Annotated in this window: 19 protein-coding genes and 1 tRNA gene; 12 read left to right on the top strand and 8 right to left on the bottom strand. The window is 72.1% G+C overall.

The genetic code is table 11. From position 1 onward, the window contains the following. Positions 1-32 precede the first annotated feature (32 nt). From ACIBN2_RS25890 to ACIBN2_RS25845, 10 genes are all read left to right on the top strand, one after another. Complete coding sequence (locus tag ACIBN2_RS25890; protein ID WP_399137638.1) at positions 33-2,438, top strand: sodium-translocating pyrophosphatase; 2,406 nt, start codon at positions 33-35, stop codon at positions 2,436-2,438. A 192-nt stretch (positions 2,439-2,630) separates the two neighbouring features. Continuing rightward, on the top strand, positions 2,631-3,221 hold the full coding sequence (locus ACIBN2_RS25885; protein WP_399137636.1) for a small secreted protein: 591 nt from the start codon (positions 2,631-2,633) through the stop codon (positions 3,219-3,221). Between the two features lie 49 nt (positions 3,222-3,270). Continuing rightward, a complete protein-coding gene (locus tag ACIBN2_RS25880; RefSeq protein WP_399137635.1) occupies positions 3,271-4,797 on the top strand; it encodes a methyltransferase in 1,527 nt (508 codons plus the stop codon). A 175-nt stretch (positions 4,798-4,972) separates the two neighbouring features. Beyond that, positions 4,973-7,264: a serine/threonine-protein kinase gene (locus ACIBN2_RS25875; protein ID WP_399137633.1), complete on the top strand. Its 2,292-nt coding sequence runs from the start codon at positions 4,973-4,975 to the stop codon at positions 7,262-7,264. 179 nt (positions 7,265-7,443) lie between these two features. After that, on the top strand, positions 7,444-7,641 hold the full coding sequence (locus ACIBN2_RS25870) for a hypothetical protein (protein ID WP_399137631.1): 198 nt from the start codon (positions 7,444-7,446) through the stop codon (positions 7,639-7,641). A gap of 247 nt (positions 7,642-7,888) precedes the next feature. Continuing rightward, positions 7,889-10,717 (top strand): type I DNA topoisomerase, encoded by a 2,829-nt coding sequence (gene topA / locus ACIBN2_RS25865; RefSeq protein WP_399137629.1) that lies wholly within the window; start codon positions 7,889-7,891, stop codon positions 10,715-10,717. 124 nt (positions 10,718-10,841) lie between these two features. Further along, positions 10,842-14,069 carry a dTMP kinase gene (tmk, locus tag ACIBN2_RS25860; protein ID WP_399137626.1) on the top strand — a complete coding sequence of 1,076 codons (3,228 nt, stop codon included), beginning with the start codon at positions 10,842-10,844 and terminating at the stop codon, positions 14,067-14,069. 94 nt (positions 14,070-14,163) lie between these two features. After that, positions 14,164-15,369, top strand: coding sequence for a DNA polymerase III subunit delta' (locus ACIBN2_RS25855; protein WP_399137625.1), 1,206 nt, complete (start codon positions 14,164-14,166; stop codon positions 15,367-15,369). A gap of 97 nt (positions 15,370-15,466) precedes the next feature. After that, the gene (locus ACIBN2_RS25850) at positions 15,467-17,056 is read left to right on the top strand and encodes an alpha/beta hydrolase (RefSeq protein WP_399137624.1); all 1,590 of its coding nucleotides are present in this window, start codon (positions 15,467-15,469) and stop codon (positions 17,054-17,056) included. A gap of 107 nt (positions 17,057-17,163) precedes the next feature. Next, positions 17,164-17,240, top strand: a tRNA-Thr gene (locus ACIBN2_RS25845). Between the two features lie 125 nt (positions 17,241-17,365). Here ACIBN2_RS25845 and ACIBN2_RS25840 read toward each other — a convergent pair. Genes ACIBN2_RS25840 through ACIBN2_RS25830 form a run of 3 tightly spaced genes read right to left on the bottom strand, consistent with a single transcriptional unit; the run spans position 17,366 to position 19,987 of the window. After that, on the bottom strand, positions 17,366-18,610 hold the full coding sequence (locus ACIBN2_RS25840; protein ID WP_399137623.1) for an ABC transporter permease: 1,245 nt from the start codon (positions 18,608-18,610) through the stop codon (positions 17,366-17,368). Then, entirely contained in the window at positions 18,607-19,536 is a 930-nt protein-coding gene (locus ACIBN2_RS25835) for an ABC transporter ATP-binding protein (RefSeq protein WP_399137621.1), read from the bottom strand. The genes ACIBN2_RS25840 and ACIBN2_RS25835 overlap by 4 nt, the downstream gene beginning before the upstream one ends. 52 nt (positions 19,537-19,588) lie before the next feature. Then, entirely contained in the window at positions 19,589-19,987 is a 399-nt protein-coding gene (locus ACIBN2_RS25830) for a transposase (RefSeq protein ID WP_399137619.1), read from the bottom strand. Between the two features lie 431 nt (positions 19,988-20,418). Here ACIBN2_RS25830 and ACIBN2_RS25825 point away from each other — a divergent pair, with 431 nt between their 5' ends. Together ACIBN2_RS25825 and ACIBN2_RS25820 are read left to right on the top strand one after the other, a co-directional pair. After that, entirely contained in the window at positions 20,419-20,862 is a 444-nt protein-coding gene (locus ACIBN2_RS25825) for a hypothetical protein (protein ID WP_399137617.1), read from the top strand. Continuing rightward, complete coding sequence (locus ACIBN2_RS25820) at positions 20,859-21,209, top strand: winged helix-turn-helix domain-containing protein (protein WP_399137616.1); 351 nt, start codon at positions 20,859-20,861, stop codon at positions 21,207-21,209. Before ACIBN2_RS25825 ends, ACIBN2_RS25820 begins: the two co-directional genes overlap by 4 nt. A 154-nt stretch (positions 21,210-21,363) precedes the next feature. Here the strand turns inward: ACIBN2_RS25820 and ACIBN2_RS25815 are convergent, their stop codons facing one another. The 5 genes from ACIBN2_RS25815 to lxmK all read right to left on the bottom strand — a co-directional run bounded on the left by ACIBN2_RS25815 (position 21,364) and on the right by lxmK (position 24,577). Further along, complete coding sequence (locus ACIBN2_RS25815) at positions 21,364-21,564, bottom strand: LxmA leader domain family RiPP (protein ID WP_306186810.1); 201 nt, start codon at positions 21,562-21,564, stop codon at positions 21,364-21,366. Between the two features lie 133 nt (positions 21,565-21,697). Further along, a complete protein-coding gene (locus tag ACIBN2_RS25810) occupies positions 21,698-21,898 on the bottom strand; it encodes an LxmA leader domain family RiPP (RefSeq protein ID WP_306186812.1) in 201 nt (66 codons plus the stop codon). 176 nt (positions 21,899-22,074) lie between these two features. Further along, entirely contained in the window at positions 22,075-22,401 is a 327-nt protein-coding gene (locus ACIBN2_RS25805) for a hypothetical protein (RefSeq protein WP_399137614.1), read from the bottom strand. A 5-nt stretch (positions 22,402-22,406) separates the two neighbouring features. Further along, positions 22,407-23,390, bottom strand: coding sequence for a T3SS effector HopA1 family protein (locus ACIBN2_RS25800; protein ID WP_399137612.1), 984 nt, complete (start codon positions 23,388-23,390; stop codon positions 22,407-22,409). Continuing rightward, entirely contained in the window at positions 23,387-24,577 is a 1,191-nt protein-coding gene (gene lxmK / locus ACIBN2_RS25795; RefSeq protein ID WP_399137610.1) for a class V lanthionine synthetase subunit LxmK, read from the bottom strand. The genes ACIBN2_RS25800 and lxmK overlap by 4 nt, the downstream gene beginning before the upstream one ends. Between the last annotated feature and the right edge of the window lie 82 nt (positions 24,578-24,659).

The following is a 24,659-nucleotide window of genomic DNA, read 5'->3' as shown; positions in this document are numbered from 1 at the left end:
CTTGAGCTCAGCCCAAGCGTCAAGGAGGACGAATGGCGGGGCTTTCTACCCCTCAGCAGTTTGATCACCCCACTAACCTCGCAGCCGCCGTACTGACGGACGACAACCGGATCATCGTGATGATCATCGGTGTCGTCGCGCTGGCCGCACTCGTGGTCGCGGGAGTCCTGGTGCGCCAGGTGCTCGCGGCGGGCGAGGGCACCGACAGCATGAAGAAGATCGCGGCAGCGGTCCAGGAAGGCGCGAACGCCTATCTGGCCCGGCAGCTGCGCACGCTCGGCGTATTCGCCGTCGTCGTGTTCTTCCTGCTCATGCTGTTGCCTGCGGACGACTGGAATCAGCGCGCCGGGCGATCGATCTTCTTTCTGATCGGCGCGGCGTTCTCGGCGGCCACCGGCTATACCGGCATGTGGCTCGCCGTGCGCAGTAATGTCCGCGTCGCCGCGGCGGCCCGGGAAGCGACTCCCGCGGAAGGTGAGCCGGAAAAGGATCTCACCGCCGTCTCGCACAAAGCCATGAAGATCGCTTTCCGCACGGGCGGCGTCGTCGGCATGTTCACAGTGGGGCTCGGTCTGCTGGGCGCCTCCTGCGTGGTGCTGGTGTACGCGGCCAACGCGCCGAAAGTGCTCGAAGGCTTCGGCCTTGGGGCCGCCTTGATCGCCATGTTCATGCGTGTCGGTGGCGGCATCTTCACCAAGGCCGCCGACGTCGGCGCCGACCTGGTCGGCAAGGTCGAGAAGGGCATTCCGGAGGACGACCCGCGCAATGCCGCGACCATCGCCGACAACGTGGGCGACAACGTCGGCGACTGTGCGGGCATGGCGGCCGACCTCTTCGAGTCGTACGCCGTGACCCTGGTCGCCGCGCTGATCCTCGGCAAGGTGGCCTTCGGCGACTCGGGACTCGCGTTCCCCCTGCTCGTGCCCGCGATCGGCGTGCTCACGGCGATGATCGGCATCTTCGCCGTGGCCCCGCGCCGCTCGGACCGCAGCGGCATGACCGCGATCAACCGTGGCTTCTTCATCTCCGCGGCGATCTCGCTCGTGCTGGTGGCCGCGGCGGTCTACGCCTATCTGCCGGCGAAGTACTCGGACCTCAAGGGCGTCACCGACGCCGCGATCCAGGCCAAGGACGGTGACCCGCGCATCCTCGCGCTCGTCGCGGTGGCGATCGGCATCCTGCTGGCCGCCGTCATCCAGCAGCTGACCGGCTACTTCACCGAGACCAACCGCCGCCCCGTCATGGACATCGGCAAGACCTCGCTCACGGGTCCGGCCACCGTGATCCTCGCCGGTATCTCGCTCGGTCTCGAGTCGGCCGTCTACACCGCTCTGCTGATCGGCCTCAGTGTGTACGGGGCCTTCCTGCTCGGCGGCACGTCGATCATGCTCGCACTGTTCGCGGTGGCGCTGGCCGGCACCGGCCTGCTCACCACGGTCGGCGTGATCGTCGCGATGGACACCTTCGGACCGGTCTCGGACAACGCGCAGGGCATCGCCGAGATGTCCGGCGACGTCACCGGCGCGGGCGCGCAGGTGCTCACCAACCTCGACGCGGTCGGCAACACCACCAAGGCGATCACGAAGGGCATCGCCATCGCCACCGCCGTCCTGGCGGCGTCGGCGCTCTTCGGGTCGTACCGCGACGCGATCACCACCGGCGCGCATGACGTGGGCGAGAAGCTGTCCGGGGCAGGCGCGCCGCTGAACCTGATGATGGACATCTCGCAGCCCAACAACCTCGTCGGGCTCATCGCGGGCGCGGCGGTCGTCTTCCTCTTCTCGGGGCTGGCGATCAACGCGGTGTCGCGGTCGGCGGGTTCCGTGGTGTACGAGGTGCGGCGGCAGTTCCGCGAGCATCCCGGGATCATGGACTACACCGAGAAGCCCGAGTACGGCCGCGTAGTCGACATCTGCACCAAGGACGCGCTACGGGAGCTCACGACGCCGGGTCTGCTGGCGGTCATGGCGCCCATCGCCATCGGGTTCACGCTCGGTGTCGGCGCGCTCGGGTCGTTCCTGGCCGGTGCGATCGGCACGGGCACCCTGATGGCGGTGTTCCTGGCCAACTCCGGTGGCGCCTGGGACAACGCCAAGAAGCTCGTGGAGGACGGCCACCACGGCGGCAAGGGCAGTGAGGCCCACGCCGCCACGGTGATCGGCGACACGGTCGGCGACCCCTTCAAGGACACCGCGGGGCCCGCGATCAACCCGCTGCTGAAGGTGATGAACCTGGTGTCGCTGCTCATCGCACCCGCGGTGATCAAATTCAGTTACGGCGACGACAAGAACCTCGGCATCCGGATCACGATCGCGATCCTCGCCCTGCTCGTCATCGTCGGCGCGGTCTACGTCTCCAAGCGGCGCGGTATCGCCGTGGGCGACGAGCCCGGTGCCGAGCGGGTGGCCAACTCGGCGGATCCCGCGGTGGTTTCGTAGGCGGTCCTACGAGGCCCGGCTCAAGGGGCGGGCGGGAGGCGCGTATTGACGCGTCTCCCGCCCGTCTCGTGTGTTCACACCCTCACCGTGAGCCTTCTCTCGCCTGGTGCAAAAAGCATGAAAAGTGACTGAACCGGACGCTCGGCGTGCGGTTGCCGCGTGGGTGCCGTGTATGTTCCGGGGCCGAGAGCCATGGAAGGGACCGATCCGGTGAACAAGAAGCTCGCGGCCGCACTGTCCGGCGGTGCGGTACTGGTACTGGCGCTGTCGGGATGCAGCAGTGACAAGGGCAACGACAAGCTGGACGCCTGGGCCAAGCAGGTCTGCGACGCGGTACAGCCGCAGGCCAAGAAGGTCGAGGCCGCCAACGCCGCGATCCAGAAGGAGACCTCGGACAACAGCACGCCCGAGGAGGTCCAGAAGACCGACGCGCAGGCCTTCCAGGACATGTCCGACGCCTACAAAGCGATCGGCGCGGCCGTGCAGAAGGCCGGCGTGCCGGACGTGGACAACGGCGAGAAGAAGCAGAAGAACGCGGTCAAGGAGCTCGACCAGATCTCCGCGTCGTACGCCTCGCTGAAGACGCAGGTCGACAAGCTCGACACCAAGGACCAGGCGAAGTTCGCCGACGGCCTCAAGGACATCGCAACCTCGCTGGACAAGCTCAGCAAGAGCGGGAACGACGCGCTGAAGACCCTCGAGGAGGGCGACGTCGGCAAGGCGATGGCGAAGCAGGAGAGCTGCAAGGCCGCGTCCACCTCGGCTCCGGCGACGGCGAGCTGACGCCGGACAGGTGCTGCAGGCGGCCGCCTCTCCCCGCCACAATGGGGGCGTGAGTACCTCAGGCCTGCCCTCTCTGCCCGCCGTCCCCGCCTCCGGCCGTCCCGGCGTCGCAGCCCCGCTGCGGGACGCCCTGCTCGCGGCGTCCTTCACCGCCGACGGGCTGCTCGAGCTGCTCGGCGCCCCCGCGTACGCGGCGCTGGCGCGCAGCGAGATCGTGCCCGCCCTCAGGGCGACCCGCGGGGACACCCCGCTGGAGATCCTCGTCCGGCTCTTCCTGCTCCAGCAGCCGGTGCCGCACGCGCGCGTGGAGGCCGTGCTGCCCCTCGAGGCGTGCCTGGAGAGCGGGTGGCTGGTGGCGGCCGGCGGGGACGAGGTCGCGGCGACCGTGGACGTGCGGCCCTACGGCGGGCCCGACGGCGAGGACTGGTTCATCGTCTCCGACCTCGGGTGCGCCGTCGGCGGCGCCGGCGGGATCGGCAGCCGCGAGGAAGGCGTCGTGCTCGGCGTCGGCGGGGCGTCCACGACCCTGGCGGGCATCACCGTCCGCAGGCCCGTCGCCGCGGCCCTCGACCTCGGCACCGGCTCCGGCATCCAGGCGCTGCACGCCGCGCAGCACGCCACGCGCGTGACGGCGACCGATCTCAACCCGCGCGCGCTGCACATCACCGCCCTCACCCTGGCCCTCTCCGGCGCCCCCGCGGCCGACCTGCGCGAGGGCTCGCTCTTCGAGCCGCTGCGCGACGACGAGAAGTACGACCTGATCGTCTCGAACCCTCCCTTCGTGATCTCCCCAGGCGCACGGCTGACCTACCGCGACGGCGGGATGGGCGGGGACGATCTGTGCCGCTCGATCGTTCAGGGAGCGGGGGAGCGGCTGAACGAGGGCGGGTTCGCGCAGTTCCTCGCCAACTGGCAGCACGTCGAGGGGGAGGACTGGCAGGACCGGGTCAGGTCGTGGGTGCCGCGCGGGTGCGACGCCTGGATCGTGCAGCGCGAGGTGCAGGACATCACGCAGTACGCCGAGCTGTGGCTCAGGGACGCCGGTGACCACCGGGGCGACCCGGCCGAGTACCAGGCGCGCTACGACGCATGGCTGGACGAGTTCGAGGCGCGCAAGGTGAGGGCCGTCGGGTTCGGCTGGATCACCCTGCGGCGCACGGGCGCTGTCGTGCCCTCGGTCACCGTCGAGGAGTGGCCGCACCCGGTCGAGCAGCCGCTGGGCGAGACGGTACGGGCCCACTTCGAGCGCCTCGACTATCTGCGGGCGCACGACGACGCGGCCCTGCTGACGGGGCACTTCAGGCTCGTCACCGAGGTGGTCCAGGAGCAGGTCGGGCTGCCGGGCGCCGAGGACCCGGAGCACGTGGTGCTGCGGCAGAACCGCGGCATGCGCCGGGCCACCAAGGTGGACACGGTCGGCGCGGGCTTCGCCGGTGTCTGCGACGGCACGCTCAGCGCGAGCCGCATCCTGGACGCGATCGCCCAACTGGTCGGCGAGGACCCGGTGTTGCTGCGCGACCGCACGCCGGCGCAGATCAGGCTGCTGGTGGAGCAGGGGTTCATCGAGCCGGCGTGAGCCGCGAGCGACGGCTGAGACGGGCCCGCCCACCTGGCACCCCTTGATACCCATGTGTCCGCTCTGACGGGATTGATCCCGAAAAAGCCTCCTGTCAGTGGCGGGTGCGAAGCTACCTTCGAGAGACAGGCTCCACGCGTCCTCGGGGGAGGCGCGCTGTCTCGGGGGAGGCACGATGACGGGGGACACGCCGGAACAGGGCGAAGGCAGGGTGATCCACGGCCGGTACCGGCTGCTGCGGACGCTGGGCGCGGGCGGCATGGGCCGGGTCTGGCTCGCCTACGACGACGAGCTGGCCTGCGAAGTCGCGCTGAAGGAGATCGCGCTTCCGGACATGCCGGTGGACGAGCCCGCCCAGCGCATCGCCCGCGCCCGCAGCGAGGCCCGGCACGCGGCCCGTCTGCGCGGGCACCCGCATGTGGCGACGGTGCACGACGTGGTGATGCACGAGGGCCTGCCCTGGATCGTCATGGAGTACGTGCCGGACGCCGTCGATCTCCAGGCGGTCGTACGGCGTTCCGGCCCGCTGCCGCCCGCCCAGGTGGCCCGTATCGGGCTCGCCGTCCTCGACGCGCTCACCGCGGGACACCGCATCGGCATCCTCCACAGGGATGTGAAACCGGCCAACATCCTTCTGGCGCCCGACGCTTCGGGCGATCCCTACGCGCGCGTGCTGCTCACCGACTACGGCATCGCCCTCCAGCCCGAGTCCCGCGAGCCCCGGCTCACCGCCACGGCCGGCATCCTCGGCACACCCGGCTATCTCGCCCCCGAGCGGGCACGGGGCGAGCCGCCCACCCCGGCCGCCGACCTGTTCTCGCTGGGCGCCACGCTCTACGCCGCCGTCGAGGGCCGGGGCCCCTTCGACCGGCACGGCGACTACGCCACCCTGACGGCCCTCCTCGGCGAGGAGCCCACGGCGCCCGTCCGCGCGGGCGAACTGGCGCCGGTGCTCCAGGGGTTACTGGTCAAGGACCCCATGCGCCGGTCCTCGCCGGAGACGGTCGCGCGCGGCCTGCAGCGGGTGGTGCAGCAGGCGGCGAGCGCCGGGTCCGGGGCCGCGACGCCGGGCTGGGGCGCATCCTCGGCGGGGGGTCTCGGCCCGGCACCGGGGGCGGACGCGTCGGCGGCGCCGCAGGGCTACGGCTTCCCGCCGCCCGGGTTCGGGCCGCCACCCGAGGGGTTCGGTGCGGCGGCGGCCGCCGAGGGCCATGGCGGACAGCCCGGGGGTCCCGGTACTCCGCACACGCCCGGTGCGCCGCCCCACACACCGCACACGCCGCACACCCCGCCGGGCGGCCCCGACACCCCGGGAGCCCGCGCCGCCGGTCCGGCCGCACTCGCGGGAGCGCCCGGCGGACCGCCGTACAGCACGTGGCGGCAGCCCGGCCCGCAGAACCCCGCCGATCCGGCCAACCCGTACGCGCAGGGCCCCGCCTCGCCCTACGCGCAGCCCCCGTCGCCGTACGCGGGCGGCACCCCGGGTGGCTACGGGAACGCGATCGCGCCGACCGCGCCCGGCACGGGCGGTCCGGTGCCTGGGCCGCGTGGACCGGAGCCCCGCAGGAAAAGGACGCTCGCGATCGTCGCCCTGGTCGTGGGCGCCGTCCTCGTCGTCGCCGGTGGCACCTGGGGGCTCGTCGCCCTGGCCGGCGGGCACGGCGGGGGCGGGAAGAACAGCGCGGTGGCCAAGAAGAAGCCCTCGGCGAGCACGTCGACGAAGTCCCCGCCGCCGACGGGGCCCGTGCTGCCGTACGGCGCAGTGGTCGGGCTCAGCAAGCCGCTGGAGACCGGGGACTGCGTGAAGGCGGTCTGGTCGGGGACGCCGTTCAGGTCGGTGCCCAACCTCGGTGTGGTCGACTGCGCCGGCGACTGGCCGGACGGCCAGGTCGTGGCGGTCGACACGGCCGACGACTACGGCCAGGCCCGCGCACAGAGCGCGAAGCGCTGCGCGAGTCAGAGCAAGGAGGTCGTCGGCGAGCTGCCGGACGCGGAGGCCTACGCCGTCCTGCCGACCAGGGAGGGGTTCGCCGCGGCCGGCAGCGGTACGCCATGTCTCGTACTCGGCCGGCATGCCGCGATAGGCGGCGAGGTGGGCCGTTTCCGGGACGAGGGCTCGAATTTGTGGGTCGGTCAGATGAGCGTCGGTGACTGCTGGGACTACAAGGAAGTCCAGGACGGTTACAAGGCGCCGCTCACCGACTGCGCCAAACCCCACACCGAGCAGGTCATCGGGTCCGTTCCGGCCCCCGGCGAAATGAGCTACAAGAACGGCATCGACAACGCGAACAAGCTGTGCAGCAACAAATTCGAGTCGACCTGGGCGCCGGGATCCGAGCGCGTCGTCTACGGCTGGGTGGCCGACCAGAACGACTGGGACCGCGGCTTCACCAAGGCGGTGTGCACGGTGAGTCAGGCCGACAACTCGAAGACGACCGGAAAGATACCCGCGCCCGGTGCGGTCTGAGCCCGGCCGCGGGACCGGCTGCGCTCCGGCCGCGGGGCCGGGGTCGGGCCCGGGCCGTGGGGTGACCGCACAGGTCCCTCGGCTCCCCGTTCACCCCGGGTTCGCCTGTGCGCCGCCCGCGCGTGTCAGTCTCGCGGGACCGGGCACTCGCGAACGGGAGAAAAGGGGCACGGGGAGCCATGGAGAGCGGACCGGCGATCTTCGCCGGAGTGGTGTTCGCCCTGTTCGGAGGGGCGCTTCTGGTGTGGACCGTGGCCCGGGTGCGGCACGGCGAGCCCGTTGCGCACGGTGTGAGCCCTGTCGCATCGGTGACTCTCGCGAGTGTCGCCTCGGTGATCGCGCTCGTTCTCGGAACCTGGTGCTTCACCCGGGTCTGAAAGCCGCCCCGGAGCTGCGGCTCCGATAATTGAGAGGTGATCCTCCGGACCGGCTCGAAAAGGCCGGTGGGTACGCCGGGCGGCAGGAATGGCGGAAGTCGGGTTACCGTTCGAGTGGCCGTTGCGGGCTTTTCCCGTTTGACACGGGGGCGGGATGTACCGTCACACTCCGCAGCGTCACCACGACCCGCCCCCGGGACGAACACCCCCGGGGAGGCCCCAGCGTCGACCGGAGAGAAGAGCGAAGTTGTCCCCGACCAGCGAGACCGCGCACGGCGGCCGCCGACTCGTCATCGTCGAGTCGCCTGCCAAGGCGAAGACGATCAAGGGCTATCTCGGCCCCGGCTACATCGTCGAGGCCAGCGTCGGGCACATCCGTGACCTTCCCAACGGCGCCGCGGAGGTGCCCGAGAAGTACACCGGCGAGGTCCGCCGCCTCGGTGTGGACGTCGAACACGACTTCCAGCCCATCTATGTGGTCAACGCCGACAAGCGCGCCCAGGTCAAGAAGCTCAAGGACCTGCTGAAGGACTCCGACGAACTCTTCCTCGCCACCGATGAGGACCGCGAGGGCGAGGCCATCGCGTGGCACCTCCTTGAGGTGCTGAAGCCCAAGGTCCCGGTCAAGCGCATGGTGTTCCACGAGATCACCAAGGACGCCATCCGGGCCGCCGTCGCCAACCCGCGCGATCTCAACCAGCGCATGGTCGACGCCCAGGAGACCCGCCGCATCCTCGACCGCCTCTACGGCTACGAGGTCTCGCCGGTCCTGTGGAAGAAGGTCATGCCGCGCCTGTCGGCCGGCCGTGTCCAGTCCGTCGCCACCCGGCTCGTGGTGGAGCGGGAGCGCGAGCGCATCGCCTTCCGCTCGGCCGAGTACTGGGACCTGACGGGCACCTTCGCGACCGGCCGCGCGGGAGACCCGTCGGACCCGTCGTCGCTGGTCGCCCGCCTGCAGACCGTCGACGGCAGGCGGGTCGCGCAGGGCCGCGACTTCGACTCCCTGGGCCAGATCAAGAGCCCGAACACCCTGCACCTCGACGAGGCGAACGCCCGCGCGCTCGCCGCCGCCCTGGAGAACACCCGGTTCTCGGTTCGGTCCGTCGAGTCGAAGCCGTACCGCCGCTCGCCGTACGCCCCGTTCCGTACGACGACGCTGCAGCAGGAGGCGAGCCGCAAGCTCGGCTTCGGCGCGAAGGCCACCATGCAGGTCGCGCAGAAGCTGTACGAGAACGGCTACATCACCTACATGCGTACGGACTCCACGACGCTCAGCGACACCGCCGTGAACGCCGCCCGCGCCCAGGTGACCCAGCTCTACGGGGCCGACTACCTCCCGCCGCAGCCGCGGACGTACGCCGGAAAGGTCAAGAACGCACAGGAGGCGCACGAGGCGATCCGCCCCTCCGGTGATCGTTTCCGTACGCCCGCCGAGACCGGCCTGACCGGCGACCAGTTCAAGCTCTACGAGCTGATCTGGAAGCGCACGGTCGCCTCGCAGATGAAGGACGCGACCGGTAACTCGGTCACGGTGAAGATCGGCGGCGCCGCGGCCGACGGCCGGGACGTCGAGTTCAGCGCCTCCGGCAAGACGATCACCTTCCACGGCTTCCTGAAGGCCTACGTCGAGGGCGCCGACGACCCGAACGCCGAGCTGGACGACCGCGAGCGCAGGCTGCCGCAGGTCGCCGAGGGCGACGCCCTCACGGCCGAGGAGCTCACCGTCGACGGCCACGCGACCAAACCGCCGGCCCGCTACACCGAGGCCAGCCTGGTCAAGGAGCTCGAGGAGCGCGAGATCGGCCGCCCGTCGACGTACGCGTCGATCATCGGCACGATCCTCGACCGCGGCTACGTCTTCAAGAAGGGCACGGCACTCGTCCCGTCCTTCCTGTCCTTCGCCGTGGTCAACCTCCTCGAGAAGCACTTCGGGCGGCTCGTCGACTACGACTTCACCGCCAAGATGGAGGACGACCTCGACCGCATCGCCCGCGGCGAGGCGCAGGCCGTGCCGTGGCTGAAGCGGTTCTACTTCGGCGAGACGGTGCCGGGCCACAACGGCACCGCGGCCGAGGCGGGCAACGGCGACGGGGACCACCTCGGCGGCCTCAAGGAGCTGGTGACCGACCTGGGCGCGATCGACGCGCGCGAGGTCTCGACGTTCCCGGTGGGCAACGGCATCGTGCTCCGGGTCGGGCGCTACGGCCCCTACATCGAGCGCGGCGAGAAGGACTCCGAGAACCACCAGCGGGCGGACGTGCCCGAGGACCTCGCGCCGGACGAGCTCAGCGTGGAGTTCGCGGAGGAACTCCTCGCCAAGCCGAGCGGCGACTTCGAGCTCGGCGCCGACCCGGCGTCGGGCCACCAGATCATCGCCCGGGACGGCCGTTACGGCCCGTACGTCACCGAGGTGCTCCCCGAGGGCACCCCGAAGACCGGCAAGAACGCCGTCAAGCCGCGTACGGCCTCGCTGTTCAAGTCGATGTCGCTCGACACGGTGACGCTCGAGGACGCGCTGAAGCTGATGTCGCTGCCCCGTGTCGTCGGCACCGACGCCGAGGGCCAGGAGATCACCGCGCAGAACGGCCGCTACGGCCCGTACCTGAAGAAGGGCACGGACTCGCGCTCGCTCACCTCCGAGGACCAGCTCTTCACGATCACCCTCGAAGAGGCGCTGCAGATCTACTCCCAGCCCAAGCAGCGCGGCCGGGCCGCCGCCAAGCCGCCGCTGAAGGAGCTGGGCACCGACCCGGTCAGCGAGAAGCCGGTGGTCGTCAAGGACGGTCGCTTCGGGCCGTACGTCACCGACGGGGAGACCAACGCGACCCTGCGCTCCGGCGACAGCGTCGAGACGATCACCCCGGAGCGCGGCTTCGAACTCCTCGCGGAGAAGCGGGCGAAGGGGCCCGCCAAGAAGACCGTGAAGAAGGCGGCCGCGAAGAAGGCCCCGGCCAAGAAGGCGACGGCCGCCAAGAAGACCGCCGCGAAGAAGACGACCACGGCCGCGAAGAAGACGACCGCGAAGAAGACCGCCACCAAGAAGACGGCGGCTTCGAAGACGGCGTCGGACGACTGAGCCGAGACGCCTTCCTCCACGGAGACTTCGCAAAACGCACGCCCCGATATCGCTTTGGTGTCGGGGCGTGCGCACGTTCGGGCGCGCCCCACGGGCTGTCAGCAGGTCCCGATAGGCTGAACGCATGACGCGAGCCGAGCAGCCAACGGCCCACCACCCGGCCCCCGACGACGCCCTTGCGGCGGATTCCCGCGAGCGCGCCGTCCGCTCCCTGCTGCGCCGGCCGCAGATGCGGAGGTTGTGGAGCGCGCAGCTCGTGGGCGGCATCGGTGACACCCTCGCCCTCCTCGTGCTGGTGCTCCTCGCCCTCCAGGCGGCGATCAGCCAGGGCTCGTTCGGCGGCGGTTATCGCGGCGTGGCGTTCGCAGTGGCGACCGTTTTCGCGGCGCGCATCCTGGCGACGCTGCTCTTCGGCGCCGTGCTCCTCGGGCCGCTGACCTCACTGACCTCGCAGGAGGGCCCGCTCGACCGCCGCTGGACCATGGTCGGCGCCGACGGCCTGCGCGCCGCGGTGCTCATCGTCGCCCCGCTGTGGATCGACTGGACTCCGGAGAACGCACTGGCCTTCCTTCTGGTCAGCGCCTTCGTGACCGGAGTCGCCGAGCGCTTCTGGACGGTCTGCCGCGAGAGCGCGGCGCCCGCGCTGCTGCCCGCCCCGCCCCCGGAGGGCGCGACGGTACGGCCGCTGCCGGACCACATGGACGCGCTGCGCCGGCTGTCGCTGCGCACGAGTTTCGTGGCGATCCCCGCCGCGGCCGCCGCGCTGGTAGTCGCGGGACTGCTCAACAACCTGCTGGGCGCCGGGATCGACTGGTTCGAGCAGCACCAGGCGGCGCTCGCCTCGTACGTCGCGGCCGGGCTGTTCGCCGCGTCCCTGTCCGTGGTGACCTACCTGGAGCTGCCCGGCACGCGCACGCCCCGCGCGCGCTCCCCGCTGGAGGGGCTGCGCCGCCCGAAGACGGGCACCGGCGTGGACAAGGGCCGTACGGGCGCCATCCCGCTGCTGGTGCTCGCCTGCGCCGCCGTCGCGGGCGCGATCTCCGCGGCCGTCGCGGTCTGCGTGCTGCACGCCAAGGACCTGGGCGGCGGCCCGGTGATGTACGGGCTGCTGGTGTTCGCGCTGACCGGCGGCGTCGTCGTCGGCATCCGTACGGCGCCCTCCCTGCTGCCCGCCCTGTCGCGGCGCCGGCTGCTGGCGCTGGCGATCGCCTTCACGGGCGTGGCGCTGCTCGCCGCCGGGCTCGTCCCGGACGTCACCAGCGTGCTGCTGATCGTCGCGCTCGCCGGCATCGGCGCGGGCGTGGCCGCCAACACCGGCCACACACTCCTCGACCAGGAGGCCGAGGACTTCCGGCGCACGCGCACGACCGAGCACCTGCACGCGGTCGTCCGCGTGTGCGTGGCGCTCGGCGCGGTGATCGCGCCCGTGGTGGCGGCGGGGATCGGCCCGCACCGCCTGGAGAACGGCAAGTTCGTTTTCGCGCACGGCGGCGCCGCTTTCACGCTGATGCTCGTCGGCGCGCTGCTGCTGCCGGTGGCCGCGCTCGTCCTGGCCAAGGTCGACGACCGCTCGGGCGTGCCGCTGCGGCACGACCTGCGGGACGCGCTGCTCGGCGGCGACGACCCGCTGACGGAGCCCACCACGAACGGCTTCTTCATCGCCCTGGAGGGCGGCGACGGAGCGGGCAAGTCCACCCAGGCCGAGGCGCTCGCCGAGTGGATAAGGGGCAAGGGCCACGAGGTCGTGCTGACGCGTGAGCCGGGCGCGACGCCGGTCGGCAAGCGGCTGCGTTCGATCCTGCTGGACGTGTCGAGCGCGGGGCTCTCCCACCGCGCGGAGGCGCTGCTGTACGCCGCGGACCGCGCCGAGCACGTGGACACGGTGGTCCGGCCCGCGCTGGAGCGCGGCGCGGTCGTCATCACCGACCGCTACGTCGACTCCTCGGTGGCCTACCAGGGAGCGGGCCGGGACCTGTCCCCGACCGAGATCGCCCGCATCAACCGCTGGGCGACGAACGGCCTCGTACCGCATCTGACCGTGCTGCTGGACGTGTCGCCGGAGGTCGCGCGCGAGCGGTTCACCGAGGCGCCGGACCGCCTGGAGTCGGAGCCGGCCGAGTTCCACGCGCGCGTGCGCTCCGGCTTCCTGACGCTGGCCGCGGCCGACCCCGGGCGTTATCTGGTGGTCGACGCCGGCCAGGAGCCTGAGGCCGTCACCACCGTCGTACGGCACCGGCTCGACCTGATGCTGCCGCTGTCCGAGGCCGAGGTGAAGGCCCAGGAGGAGGCGCGCAAGAAGGCCGAGGAAGAGGCGCGCAGGAAGGCCGAGGAAGAGGCCGCGCGCAAGGCCGAGGAGGAGCGGCTGGAGCGCGAGCGCAAGGAACAGCTCGAGCGGCTGCGCGCCGAGGAGGAGGAGCGCAAGCGGCGCGAGCTGGAGGAGGCGCAGCGCCGCGAGGCCGAGCGGCAGGCCGAGGAGGCCCGGCTGCGGGCCGAGGAGGCGCGCAAGCGTGCCGAGGAGGAGCAGGCACGGCTCCTCGCTGAGGAGAAGGCGCGCGCCGAGCAGGAGGCCCTCCGCACGGCCGAGGAGGCCCGTCGCCGCAAGCAGGCAGAGGAGGAGGCCCGGCTGCACGCCGAGGCCGAGGCACGGCGCCTGGAGAAGCAGCGCAAGGCCGAGGAGGCGCTGCTGCGGGCGGAGGAGGCCCGGCGGCTCGCCGAAGAGGCCGCCGCCGCCGCGGAGGCGGGACCCCGGCAGCCCAAGGCGCCCGCGGTTCCGCCGGAGGCGACGACGGTGCCGACGCCGGTGGTGACGCCGACGAACGCGTCGGGTGGGCCCGTCGAAGAGACGGCGGTGCTGCGGCCGGTGCGCGACGGCAAGCGGGCCGGCGCGAAGAACGCCAGGCGCCCGGCCGCGGAGTCCGAGTCCGAGGTCACGGCGAAGCTGCCGAAGCCGCCGGCTCCCGAGGACGCCGCCGAGGAGACGGCGGTGCTGCCGCCCGTCGTGCCGGGTGCCGCCGACGAGACGGCCGTGCTGCCGCCGGTCACCCCCGGGCCCGAGGAGGAGACCGCCGTGCTGCCGCCCGTGCGGGACGACGACCCCGCGCACCGGGTGCCGCCCGGGTACTTCCGCGACGATCCCGCCCAGGCGCGGCCGGACGAGGCCGAGGACCGTACGCGCGAGATGCCGCAGATCGGTGCCGAGGAGGAGCCGCGGCGGCGGGCCCGGCCGGACTGGGCCGAGGAGACCCCGCTGGACGACCTGCCGACGCTGGCGGACGAACTGCTCGGCCCGCGGGACGACGAGCACGACGAGGACCAGGGCCGGGGCAGGCGCGGCCGGGGGCGCCGGGGCTGAGAGCCGGGCGCGCCCTCTGGTGCGCCCGTTGTCAGTGCCGCCCCGCACAATGGATCTCGCAACGTGACATGTGACGAAGGGGCGGGGTGACCTCATGAGCGTCTGGGACGACCTCGTCGGCCAGGAGAAGGTGGCCGGGCAGCTCGAAGCCGCTGCCCGGGACGCCGACGCGCTGGTCACCGCGACCGCCGGCGGCACGCCGCCGCCCGAGGCGTCGAAGATGACCCATGCCTGGCTGTTCACGGGGCCGCCGGGTGCGGGGCGGACGCAGACGGCGCGGGCGTTCGCCGCCGCGCTCCAGTGCGTGAGCCCCGACCGCGCGCTCGGCGGGACCCCGGGCTGCGGCTTCTGCGACGGCTGCCACACCGCCCTCGTCGGCACGCACGCGGACGTCACCACCGTCGCCGCCGTCGGCTCGCAGATCCTCGCCGAGGACATGCGCGACACCGTCCGCAAGTCGTACACCTCGCCGGCGACCGGCCGCTGGCAGGTCATCCTCGTCGAGGACGCCGAGCGGCTGAACGAGAAGTCGGCCAACGCCGTCCTGAAGGCGGTGGAGGAGCCCGCCCCACGCACGGTCTGGATGCTGTGCGCGCCCTCCGTCGAGGACGTCCTGCCCACCATCCGCTCCCGCTGCCGTCACCTCAATCTGCTGACGCCCTCGGTGGACGCCGTCGCCGACATGCTCGTACGGCGCGAAGGCGTCGAACCGGCCGTCGCCGCCGCGGCGGCCCGCGCCACGCAGGGGCACATCGACCGGGCCCGCCGCCTGGCCACCGACCCGGCGGCCCGTGAGCGCCGCGCCACCGTGCTCAAGCTGCCCCTGCGGGTGGAGGAGATCGGCAGCGCGCTCAAGGCCGCCCAGGAACTCGTCGACGCGGCCGCAGAGGACGCCAGGCAGCTTGCCGAGGACCGGGACGGCAAGGAGTCCGAGGAGCTGAAGGCGGCGCTGGGAGCCTCCCAGGGCGGCCGGCTGCCCCGGGGCACGGCGGGCGTGATGAAGGACCTGGAGGACAAGCAGAAGCGCCGCAGAACGCGCACGCAGCGCGACAGCCTGGACGTGGCCCTGACCGACCTCACCGGCTTCTACCGCGACGTCCTCGCCCTCCAGCTCGGCTCCCGCGTCGCCATCGCCAACGCGGACGCCGAGGACACCCTGCAGCGCCTCGCCCGCGGCAGCTCCCCGGAGGCGACCCTCCGCCGTATCGAGGCGATCGCCGCCTGCCGCGACGCCCTCGACCGCAATGTGGCCCCGCTGCTGGCGGTGGAGGCGATGACGATGGCGCTCAGAGCGGGCTGACGCCGCGGGTGGGCAATGCGTGTTGACGTTGTCATTCGTACGAGCCACGACCTGCACGCACGGCATTCGGGCGGCTGCGCAGAGTTACGCTCGCCAGATGTACCTCAGGCGCAGCTCCCGTCCCTGCCGGCCCCGCACCGCCGCCGTCCTGCTCACAGCCGCCGCACTGCTCGTCTCCGCCTGCTCCTCCGGCGGCAGCGCCGACACCGCAACCGGTGACCATGCGGCACAGGCGGCACTGGCCGCACTGCCGCAGTCGACGCCGTCCGCCCTGACGCCGTACTACGGACAGAAGCTGAGCTGGCGCAGCTGCGGAGTCCCCGGCTTCCAGTGCGCCACGATGAAGGCGCCGCTGGACTACGCCAGGCCGGGCGCCGGCGACGTGCGGCTCGCCGTGGCCCGAAAGAAGGCCACGGGCAAGGGCAAACCGCTCGGTTCGCTGCTCGTGAACCCCGGCGGGCCGGGCGGCTCGGCGGTCGGATACCTCCAGCAGTACGCCGGCATCGGCTACCCGGCGAGCGTCCGCGCCCGCTACGACATGGTCGCGGTCGATCCGCGCGGCGTGGCCCGCAGCGAGCCCGTCGAATGCCTCGACGGCCGCCAGATGGACGCGTACACGGAGACGGACAACACACCCGACGACCGCAAAGAGACCGGCCAACTCGTCGCCGCGGACAAGAAGTTCGCCAACGGCTGCGGGAGGCGCTCGGGCAAGCTGCTGCAACACGTCTCCACCGTCGAGGCGGCCCGTGACATGGACATCCTGCGCTCGGCGCTGGGCGACGCGAAGCTGACGTATGTGGGGGCGTCGTACGGGACGTTCCTCGGCGCGACGTACGCGGGGCTCTTCCCGGACCGGGTGGGGCGCATGGTCCTGGACGGCGCGATGGACCCCACCCTGACCTCGCGCCAAATGAACCTGGACCAGACGGCGGGGTTCGAGACGGCGTTCCAGTCCTTCGCGAAGGACTGTGTGCGGCAGCCGGACTGCCCGCTCGGCCACAAGGGCACCTCGCCCGCGCAGGTCGGCAGGAACCTCAGCGCGTTCTTCAGGAAGCTGGACGCGCACCCCATCCCCGCCGGCGACGCCGACGGCCGCAAGCTCGGCGAGGCGCTCGCCACCACCGGCGTGATCGCGGCGATGTACGACGAGAGCTCGTGGGGGCAGCTCCGTGAGGGGCTGACGTCGGCGATGAAGGAGCACGACGGCGCCGGCCTGCTCGTCCTCTCCGACAGCTACTACGAGCGCGAGGCCGGCGCCCGCTACTCGAACCTGATGTTCGCCAACGCCGCCGTGAACTGCCTGGATCTTCCAGGCGCCTTCACCGGTCCCGGCGATGTGCAGAAGGCGCTCCCGGCCTTCGAGAAGGCGTCCCCGGTCTTCGGCGAGGGCCTCGCCTGGGCCGCCCTGAACTGCGCCTACTGGCCGGTGAAGCCCACCGGCGCGCCGCACCGCATCGAGGCGAAGGGCGCCGCCCCGATCGTCGTGGTCGGCACCACCCGGGACCCGGCGACGCCGTACCGCTGGGCCCAGTCCCTGTCCCGCCAGCTCACCTCGGCCCGGCTCCTCACCTACGTCGGCGACGGACACACCGCCTACGGCCGGGGCAGCAACTGCATCGACTCCGCGATCGACACCTACCTGCTCCACGGCACCCCTCCCACCAAGGGAAAGCGCTGCTCATAACCCCACCCCCGGCCCCGCGGCCGCCCGGCCCGGGGCCGGTACGGAGCACCCCCCGAAACTGTGTAGACTTACCGACGTTGCTGATCGCACCATAGTGCGGACAGCGCGCCGCCTTAGCTCAGATGGCCAGAGCAACGCACTCGTAATGCGTAGGTCTCGGGTTCGAATCCCGAAGGCGGCTCCACCAGAACCCCAGGCCGGAATCACTCCGGCCTGGGGTTCTTGCGTTCGGCGCCGGTGGGGGCGGCGTCGGGTCGGGCCGGGTGGTGCGGGCCGGCCCTCGAGCGCCCCGCTACCACCCGTGACCCCTCACGCCGGCGTCATCGCCTCGCGCCAGCGCACCGCTGTGCCCATGCGCAGGATCGAGCGCCGGTAGACGCGTGCGGACAGGACCGCGAGGCCGGCCGCCGCGGCCGTCATCAGGAGGGCCGCCGCGAGGTTGGGCACCCAGCCCGCCTCGTGGACGCTGACCTGAAGCGGCATGATCAGCATCGAGAACGGCGGGATGTACTGCACGACATGGACCCAGGTCGCGTCCAGGTCCTGTGCGGCGGCGACGGCCACGCCGAAGGGGAGCAGGGTGCTCATGAGGACCGGCATGACCGCCGAGGACACGTCCTCCGCGCGGGAGACCAGGGAGCCCGCCGCGGCGAAGACGAAGGCGAAGAAGGCGAAGCCCAGGACGAACCAGGCCAGTGCGGCGAGCGTCGCGGGCGTGGCCGGGAACTGGGCGGGGAGCACGTGGCCGAACCGTACGGCCACCACGGCCGCCACCCCGAACACGGCGGTCTGGAGCACCGCGGCCACACCGATGCCGGCGACCTTGCCGATCATCAGCCGCAGCGGGGTGAGGGTGGCCAGCAGCACCTCGACGACACGGGTGGACTTCTCCTCCACCACTCCCTGGGCGACCATCATCCCGTAGCCGAAGAGCTGGAAGAACAGGATCGTCACGATGCCGACCGCGGCGCCCAGGCCCGCGCCGTGGCCGGCTCCGGTGTGCGAGGGCCCGCCGACCGTCTCGGTGCGGGGCAGGGCGGCGGTGACCGTGCGTTGCAGGCGGTCCATGTCGACGTTCTGGTCGTGCAGGGCACGGGCCGTCGCCCACTGGCGTACGGAGGCCACGACCGTGGCGCGGACCTGCGGCGGGGTGCCGGCCCTGACCAGCATCGTCACCCGTGATCCGTGGACCAGCAGGGCGGCGTCGGCCTTCTTGCCGGTGACCTGGTCGCGTGCGGCCTGCGTGCTGCCGGCCGCGCGCCATCGGGTGGCGCCCGCCCCGGACGCCCCGGTGGGCTGCGGGGCGACCGCGTTGACGGGTACGCCGGCGACGGAGACGGTCGCGGTGGTGCGGTGTTCGCCGGACGGGGAGGGTGCGAAGAAGTACAGCAGGCCGAGGATCACCGCGACGTTCAGCAACGTACCGATGACGTAGGCGCGGTTGGCGACCCGGGCGGCCGTCTCGCGCCTCAGCACGAGCCATACGGCCGCCCTTGCGGACGCGCCGGTCCCGGCGCTCGGCGACGGGGACGCGGGCTTGGCGAGAAGGCTCATGCGGCGGCCTCCGTGGACCCGTCGGCATCGGTCATGTACGTGCGGAACAGCTCGGTGAGCGTGGCCTGTTGGCGCCGGAAGGTGCGCAGTCTGCCCAAGGAGGCGACGTACCGCAGGAGTTCGCTCTCGTCGCAGTCGTCCGCGACCCGGACCACGGTGCCGTGCCCCTGGTCGCGGTAGGAGTCGACGCCGCGCAGTGTCCGGGCCCAGTCGCGCGGTGCGCCCTCGATCTCGATGTACAGGTCCTCGCCACCGCCGGCGCGCAGTTCGCCGGCCGATCCGCAGGCCACCATCGAGCCGGCCCGGACGATGCCGATGCGGTCGCACAGCCGCTCCACCAGGTCGAGTTGGTGGCTGGAGAAGAGGACCGGGGCGCCCTGCTCGGCGCGCTCGCGCAGTACGGCGCTCATGGTGTCCACGGCCAGCGGGTCCAGGCCGGAGAACGGCTCGTCCAGCAGCAGCACCCGCGGGTCGTGCACGAGCGCGGCGGCCAGCTGCACGCGCTGCTGGTTGCCGAGGCTGAGGGAGTCCACCTGGCGGTCGCGGTAGCGGGCCACGTCGAGCCGCTCGGTCCAGGTGCGCATGGCGTCGGCGGCGTCCGTGCGGGAGAGGCCGTGCAGCCGTGCCAGATAGACGAGTTGTCTCGCCACGGTCATCTTCGGATACAGCCCGCGCTCCTCCGGCATGTAGCCGAAGCGGGCGCGGGAGGCGGCGTCCACGGGCCTGCCCCCGAAGTGCACCTCGCCGCCGTCGCTTTCCAGGACGCCGACCGCGATGCGCATCGTGGTGGTCTTGCCCGCGCCGTTGCTGCCGACGAAGCCGAAGACCTCTCCCGGTCTCACCTCGAAGGACATCTGGTCGAGGGCCCGGTGGTCCCCGTAGCGCTTCGTCAGGGCCCGTACGGCGAGGCCCGAAGTGTCGTGCATGTTCCGCTCTCCGCAGGTGTCGTGTGCCGCGTGCCTCAGCCGTCCCGGGACGTCAGTCGACGCGCGTAAGTGCTTCGCGGTATCCCGAGGAGGCCGCAGAACCTCGAAACGCTGAGCCCGCACTCACGCCGTACGGTTTCGAGGTCTGTGAAGGGACCGCGTGAAAGTCCACCGTCTGCCGCCGGGCGCGGAGTTGCACATAGACCTCGCCGAGCGCCGTCTTGAGCTCGGTGATCTGGGCGCGGAGTTTGCGCTCCCGCTCGCTGCTGAGCCGGTCACCGCCCTCCAGGCCCTGGCTGCCTGCCGCGATGAACTGGCGTTTCCAGTTGCCGATGGCCTGTTCGGAGACACCGGCCTCACGGGCGGCCTGGGAGACCGTGAGTCTTCCCGAGAGAACACCGAGGACGAGCTTGGCTTTTTCTTCTGGAGGCATGACGGGCGGGCGCGCCACGATTCTGATTCCCTTCGGACGGAATTTCAGAAGTTCCGGTCACTCGACCTTGGTCGCAGTCGGTCTGCGAAAGGAAGAGAGTTGAGGAAGATGTGAGGTAAGAGAAAGGCGTGAGAAGTGCGCCATGGAATTCTTTTCGGGCAGCACTTTTTTGCGTGACGGCAATTAGCGGTCACGCAAAGAACGCGTCAAGAAGTCGGCTCAGTCCCGCTGCGGCGGTGACGGCATGACGAAATAAATGATGAACCCCCGTTCATTGGGCCCTGACGGGCTGGACGAGCCCCTCGAAAGGGCCCGGTGATGTGCATATGGGCTCGGCTGGTCAGGCCGCGGCCGGATCTCAGCCTATGGAGATCGGTCAGGGTTGACAAGCGAGCCCCAGCGTCGCGCAAGTACTTGCCAACAAGGAAAGTAGATGCCAGGGTGTCACCATGACCGATCCACTCTCGCCCACCGGGGCGGACGCCGCTCTCACCGCCGCACGCAGCGCGTTCTCGGCCGCTCGTGCCGCACGCCGCGTGCCCGTGTGGCATCCGCCCGCCGCCGGGCTGCTGTTCGCCGCCGGGTTCGGCGGCCTCGCCCGGTTCGACGCACACCCCGGCGCCTGGGGATACCTCGTGGCCGGATTCGGCTGTCTGCTCGCCTTCCTCGTGCTGAACGTGGCGTCCAGCCGGGCGGGCGGCGTGGCCCTGTGGCCGGCCGGGGACACCCGGGCCCGCGCGCTACGTCAGTCGATGCTGCTGATCCCCCTGGCGGCCGCGGGTGCGGCCGCCGTGTTCCTCGGCTTTCCCGGGTTCCTCGCCGTGTTCGGCATCGGCCTCGGCGCACTCACCTGGATCCAGCTCGCGCAGGCCCGTACGGGGCAGCGGGCATGACCGTCCGGGACGTCGCGCCGCTGCTGGACGCCGCCATCCAGCATCCGACCCGGCTGGCCGTCGTCGCGTTCCTGTCCGGGTGCGCGGAAGCCGACTTCAAGACGGTGCGCGACGGTCTGGAGATGTCGGACTCCGCCCTCAGCAAGACCGTCTCCGCGCTGGAGGCCGCCGAGTACGTCAAGGCCCGCAAGGGCTTCGTCGGCAAGCGGCCGCGCACCTGGCTCTCGCTCACCGCCGACGGCCGCGCCCGGCTCGCCGCCCACCTCAAGGCGCTCCAGCAGATCGCCGACCAGGCGCAGAGCCAGGGGGCCGCGCAGAGCCAGGGAGCCGCCGGGAGCCGGCCCTGAAGGGTGGGCCGGAACGCGCGAAGCCGCCGTACGGCCATGGACCCGGGGGACATCCATGGGCGTACGGCGGCCGTGAGGCCCGCACGACGCGTGGGGTGCTGCCGCATGCCCGGCGGCAGCACCCCACGTCCGGCGAACCGGTACGGCGGCGAGGTCAGCAGCCCGCGCCGTGCGTGATCGAGACGCTGGTCAGGACGCCGCTGGCGGCGCTGATGGTGAACGCGCCGCACTCGGGCGAGGACGCGGTGATGATCGACGGCGTGGTCGCCGGGGCCTCGCCCGCGGCGGTGGCGCCGAAGTCGGCGGCGTCGGTGTAGGCGGTGTAGCCGGCGATCAGCTGGTCGGCGGTGTTCATGGAAGGTCCTTCCGGGAGTTCGGTCGATGAGATGAAGGGTCGGGACGCCGGTCAGGAGTCCCGGGCGCGGGGCGCCGGTCGGCTGTGAGCAAGCCCCTGGTTCAGCGGCCCCTGGTGCGCGGTGAAGCCGAGGTCAGCAGCCCCAGTGCGCGGTGAAGCCGACGGACGCGGCGGAGACGGCGCTCACGGCGCCGCCGCACGCGGCGCTCGACTCGGCGACGACGCTGAGGATCGACGGCGTGGTGGCCGGGGCCTGGCCGCCCGCGGTGGCGCCGAAGTCGGCGGCGTCGGTGTAGGCGGTGTAGCCGGCGATCAGCTGGTCGGCGGTGTTCATGTGAGTTCCCCTCTCGGTACGGGCCGGACAGACCGTTCGGGGTGAACCCCCGCCCCTCGTCCGGCAGTTCGATTCCAGCACGGCCCTCCCGTCCAAGGGGGGCCGAAAATTACCGTCAACTTTCTGGTGTGTGGCCTGTGACCTGCGCAGATGCCAACGGGGGCAAAGAAAAGACGTCACCGGTCGCGCGGCTCGGAGACGGCGGCCAGCCGTTCCCACAGCTCCCACTCCTCCCGGGCCTCGCGCAGGACCCTGCGCAACTCCGCGACGTCCTCGGCCAGTACGTCCGCGGCGCCGCCGCCCGTCGCACCGCCCGCGAGGGCGCGCACGCCGTGGGCGAGGAACGTGGCGCACCAGTCGTCGAGGCAGCCGGGGCACACCCGCAGCCGCCGGCAGAGCGTCAGGGCCGGCTGCGCTCCCTCGAGGAGCAGCAGGACCGCCCGGGTGCGGACGCCAACAGGCGGCGTACAGCGGTGTGTTGTGCCGTCTTCCGGGAGTACCACGGTGGTTACAGCGGCAGCCCGGCACCCGGCAGGGGCGGGGAGCCGAGGTTGCGGGCGGGGGCCAGGGGATCGATGCCCGCGTTCATGAGGGCCTCCTCGACGGTGGCGGACAGGCTGACGCCGTCGGTGCGCACCGCGTGCTTGACCAGCGCCTCGGCCAGCGCGCCGCTGCGGTGCTCACCGAAGCTGAGCGACCGCATGCCGGGGCGCCCGTCGTCCGGCTCCCAGGCCAGGGCGACGCCGGGCGCCAGCCGGTGGGCGAAGGGCGAGACGTCGGTGCCGAGGCCGGGCAGCCCGGTCGCGTGGGCGGCGAGTCCGGCCACCGCGTGCCGGCCCTGCGGGCCGAGGTAGACCACGAGCGCGTCCCGGCGCGGGAAGAGCCGCGGCGAGGAGGTGATCTTGGCGCGGTACGGCACCCCGGCCTCCTCCAGGTACGTCAGGACCGCGTGCCACACCCCGGGGGCCGCCTCGGGCCCGGTGACGTGCACGTACACGCGCAGCGTCTGCGGGCCGGAGCCCACGCCGGTTCCCGCGGAGCCGTCGGCCAGGAAGAACCCGGTGGACAGCGCGGGCCGCGCGGCCGGGAGCCGTACCGCGACCTGGGCGGGCAGGACGTCGGGGACGGGACCGGCCGGCGTGTCCGCGGGCAGCAGCACCCGTACGCCCTCGACGACGGCCAGCAGTGTGCCGTCCGCCGCCCGTTCGTGCACGACCGCCCGCGCGGTGGTGACCGTGTGCGGCATGGCCTCGGTCAGCGCGCGGTCGAACTCGGCGTCGCGCAGGGTGCGCGGGCGGCTCGTCTCCAGGTTGCCGCGGCCCACGTGGACCATCTGGTAGACGGCGGAGCCGAGTTGCTGGGCGAGCTTGTGCGGCGAGTCGGCCTCGAGGTGCTCCGCGCCGAGCGTGGCGGACAGCCCGTCGGGGGCGACCTCGATGTCCCGGACCGCCTGCGCCAGGGCCGGCGGAAGGGTGTCGGCGACGGTGATCAATGCATCTCTCCAGGTCCGGGGGTTGCGGCGGCCGGGGTGGCCCTGTGCTCGGTCAGCCCGAGGGTGTCGGTGAAGCCGTCCGGGGACAGCAGCACGGTGCGGCCGATGCCGGCGCAGGCGCGGTCGGCGGCCTGCACCCGTCCGCCGACCATGGCGGTGGCGAACATCCGGTCGAACATGTGCCAGCCGGCGAAGGCGGCGGCCCGTGCGCGCAGGCCCTCGTCGACGGTGGCGCGGACGCTGCGGTAGCCGTCCCAGAAAGCGGCCATGCGGGGCCGCAGCCGGTCGAGTTCGCGGACGCCGACGGCCAGGACCTCGTCGTGCGTGGTCTCGTGGTCGAAGGTGAAGTCCGGCTCGCTGCCGATCGCCTTCGGGATGCCCCGTACGGCGAAGTAGAGCCACTCCCCGACGAACGCGCCGACGTCGCGTGCCGGGTCGCCGAGGCGGAACTCCTCCCAGTCGGTGAGGTGCAGCCGCTCGGGCGTCCACAGGAACTGGTCCAGGCGCAGGTCGCCGTGGATCGGGCGCCGGTCCGCCAGCGCCTGCTCGTGCCGCCTCAACCGGGCCAGCGCCTCCAGCAGTTCGCCGTCGGCCTGCAGCAGCCGCCAGGTCTCCAGCTCGCCGAAGGTGGCGCCGGTGAACGCGGGCAGCGGCAGGGCGCGCAGCTTGTCGGTGGCCGGCAGCGGGTGCGGTGTGGCGTCCAGCAGCCCGGCGTCCGCGGGCAGTTCGTGCAGGGCGCCGGTGATGCGGCCGGCGACGCGGCACAGCTCGTCGTCGAAGGCGTCGTCGGCGGCGAGTTCGGCGCCGGAGCGGGCTTCGTCGAGCAGTTCGAAGGCGACGAGCAGCTCCTCGTCGTCGTGGCCGAGGAACCGCGGCCCGCGCAGCACGCCCTCGGCGGCGTGGGCGGCGAGGGTCTCGAAGGCGAGCAGCCGCGAGAAGCGGCGGCGGTTGTCGGCCGGGGACGGTCCGCCGAGGCGCTTGACGAAGACGCGGGCGCCGGTGGTGGTCGGGCCGGACCAGTTGTCGTTGCGGCCGACGTGGGAAGTGATGCCGTCGGGGTCGAAGGCTCCGAGGCCGAGCGAGGCGAGCAGCGCCGCCACGCCGGGCTCGTTGTCCAGGGCGGGCGGATCGTAGCGCGCCCGCGTCTGCCGGGATTCCTCGACTTCGGGTCCATATTTATCTGTCACACGGCGGAATGCTAAATAGGCGGACTCCCGGTCACCAGAAACAAACAATTCAAGTTTCTTCGTTGCTTTCCGTGGTGGCGCG

It is taken from the genome of Streptomyces sp. NPDC050534, assembly GCF_044457745.1.
In the GTDB taxonomy this organism is placed as follows: Bacteria; Actinomycetota; Actinomycetes; order Streptomycetales; family Streptomycetaceae; genus Streptomyces.
This window is presented reverse-complemented; position numbering and strand designations above follow the sequence as displayed.

Bases quoted from the DNA above. Each gene is read 5' to 3' on its own strand.
- ACIBN2_RS25890 (WP_399137638.1), top strand. From the start codon at position 33: ATGGCGGGGCTTTCTACCCCTCAGCAGTTTGATCACCCCACTAACCTC.
- ACIBN2_RS25885 (WP_399137636.1), top strand. From the start codon at position 2,631: ATGGAAGGGACCGATCCGGTGAACAAGAAGCTCGCGGCCGCACTGTCC.
- ACIBN2_RS25875 (WP_399137633.1), top strand. From the start codon at position 4,973: ATGACGGGGGACACGCCGGAACAGGGCGAAGGCAGGGTGATCCACGGC.
- ACIBN2_RS25870 (WP_399137631.1), top strand. From the start codon at position 7,444: ATGGAGAGCGGACCGGCGATCTTCGCCGGAGTGGTGTTCGCCCTGTTC.
- tmk (WP_399137626.1), top strand. From the start codon at position 10,842: ATGACGCGAGCCGAGCAGCCAACGGCCCACCACCCGGCCCCCGACGAC.
- ACIBN2_RS25855 (WP_399137625.1), top strand. From the start codon at position 14,164: ATGAGCGTCTGGGACGACCTCGTCGGCCAGGAGAAGGTGGCCGGGCAG.
- ACIBN2_RS25850 (WP_399137624.1), top strand. From the start codon at position 15,467: ATGTACCTCAGGCGCAGCTCCCGTCCCTGCCGGCCCCGCACCGCCGCC.
- ACIBN2_RS25840 (WP_399137623.1), bottom strand. From the start codon at position 18,610: ATGAGCCTTCTCGCCAAGCCCGCGTCCCCGTCGCCGAGCGCCGGGACC.
- ACIBN2_RS25835 (WP_399137621.1), bottom strand. From the start codon at position 19,536: ATGCACGACACTTCGGGCCTCGCCGTACGGGCCCTGACGAAGCGCTAC.
- ACIBN2_RS25825 (WP_399137617.1), top strand. From the start codon at position 20,419: ATGACCGATCCACTCTCGCCCACCGGGGCGGACGCCGCTCTCACCGCC.
- ACIBN2_RS25820 (WP_399137616.1), top strand. From the start codon at position 20,859: ATGACCGTCCGGGACGTCGCGCCGCTGCTGGACGCCGCCATCCAGCAT.
- ACIBN2_RS25815 (WP_306186810.1), bottom strand. From the start codon at position 21,564: ATGAACACCGCCGACCAGCTGATCGCCGGCTACACCGCCTACACCGAC.
- ACIBN2_RS25810 (WP_306186812.1), bottom strand. From the start codon at position 21,898: ATGAACACCGCCGACCAGCTGATCGCCGGCTACACCGCCTACACCGAC.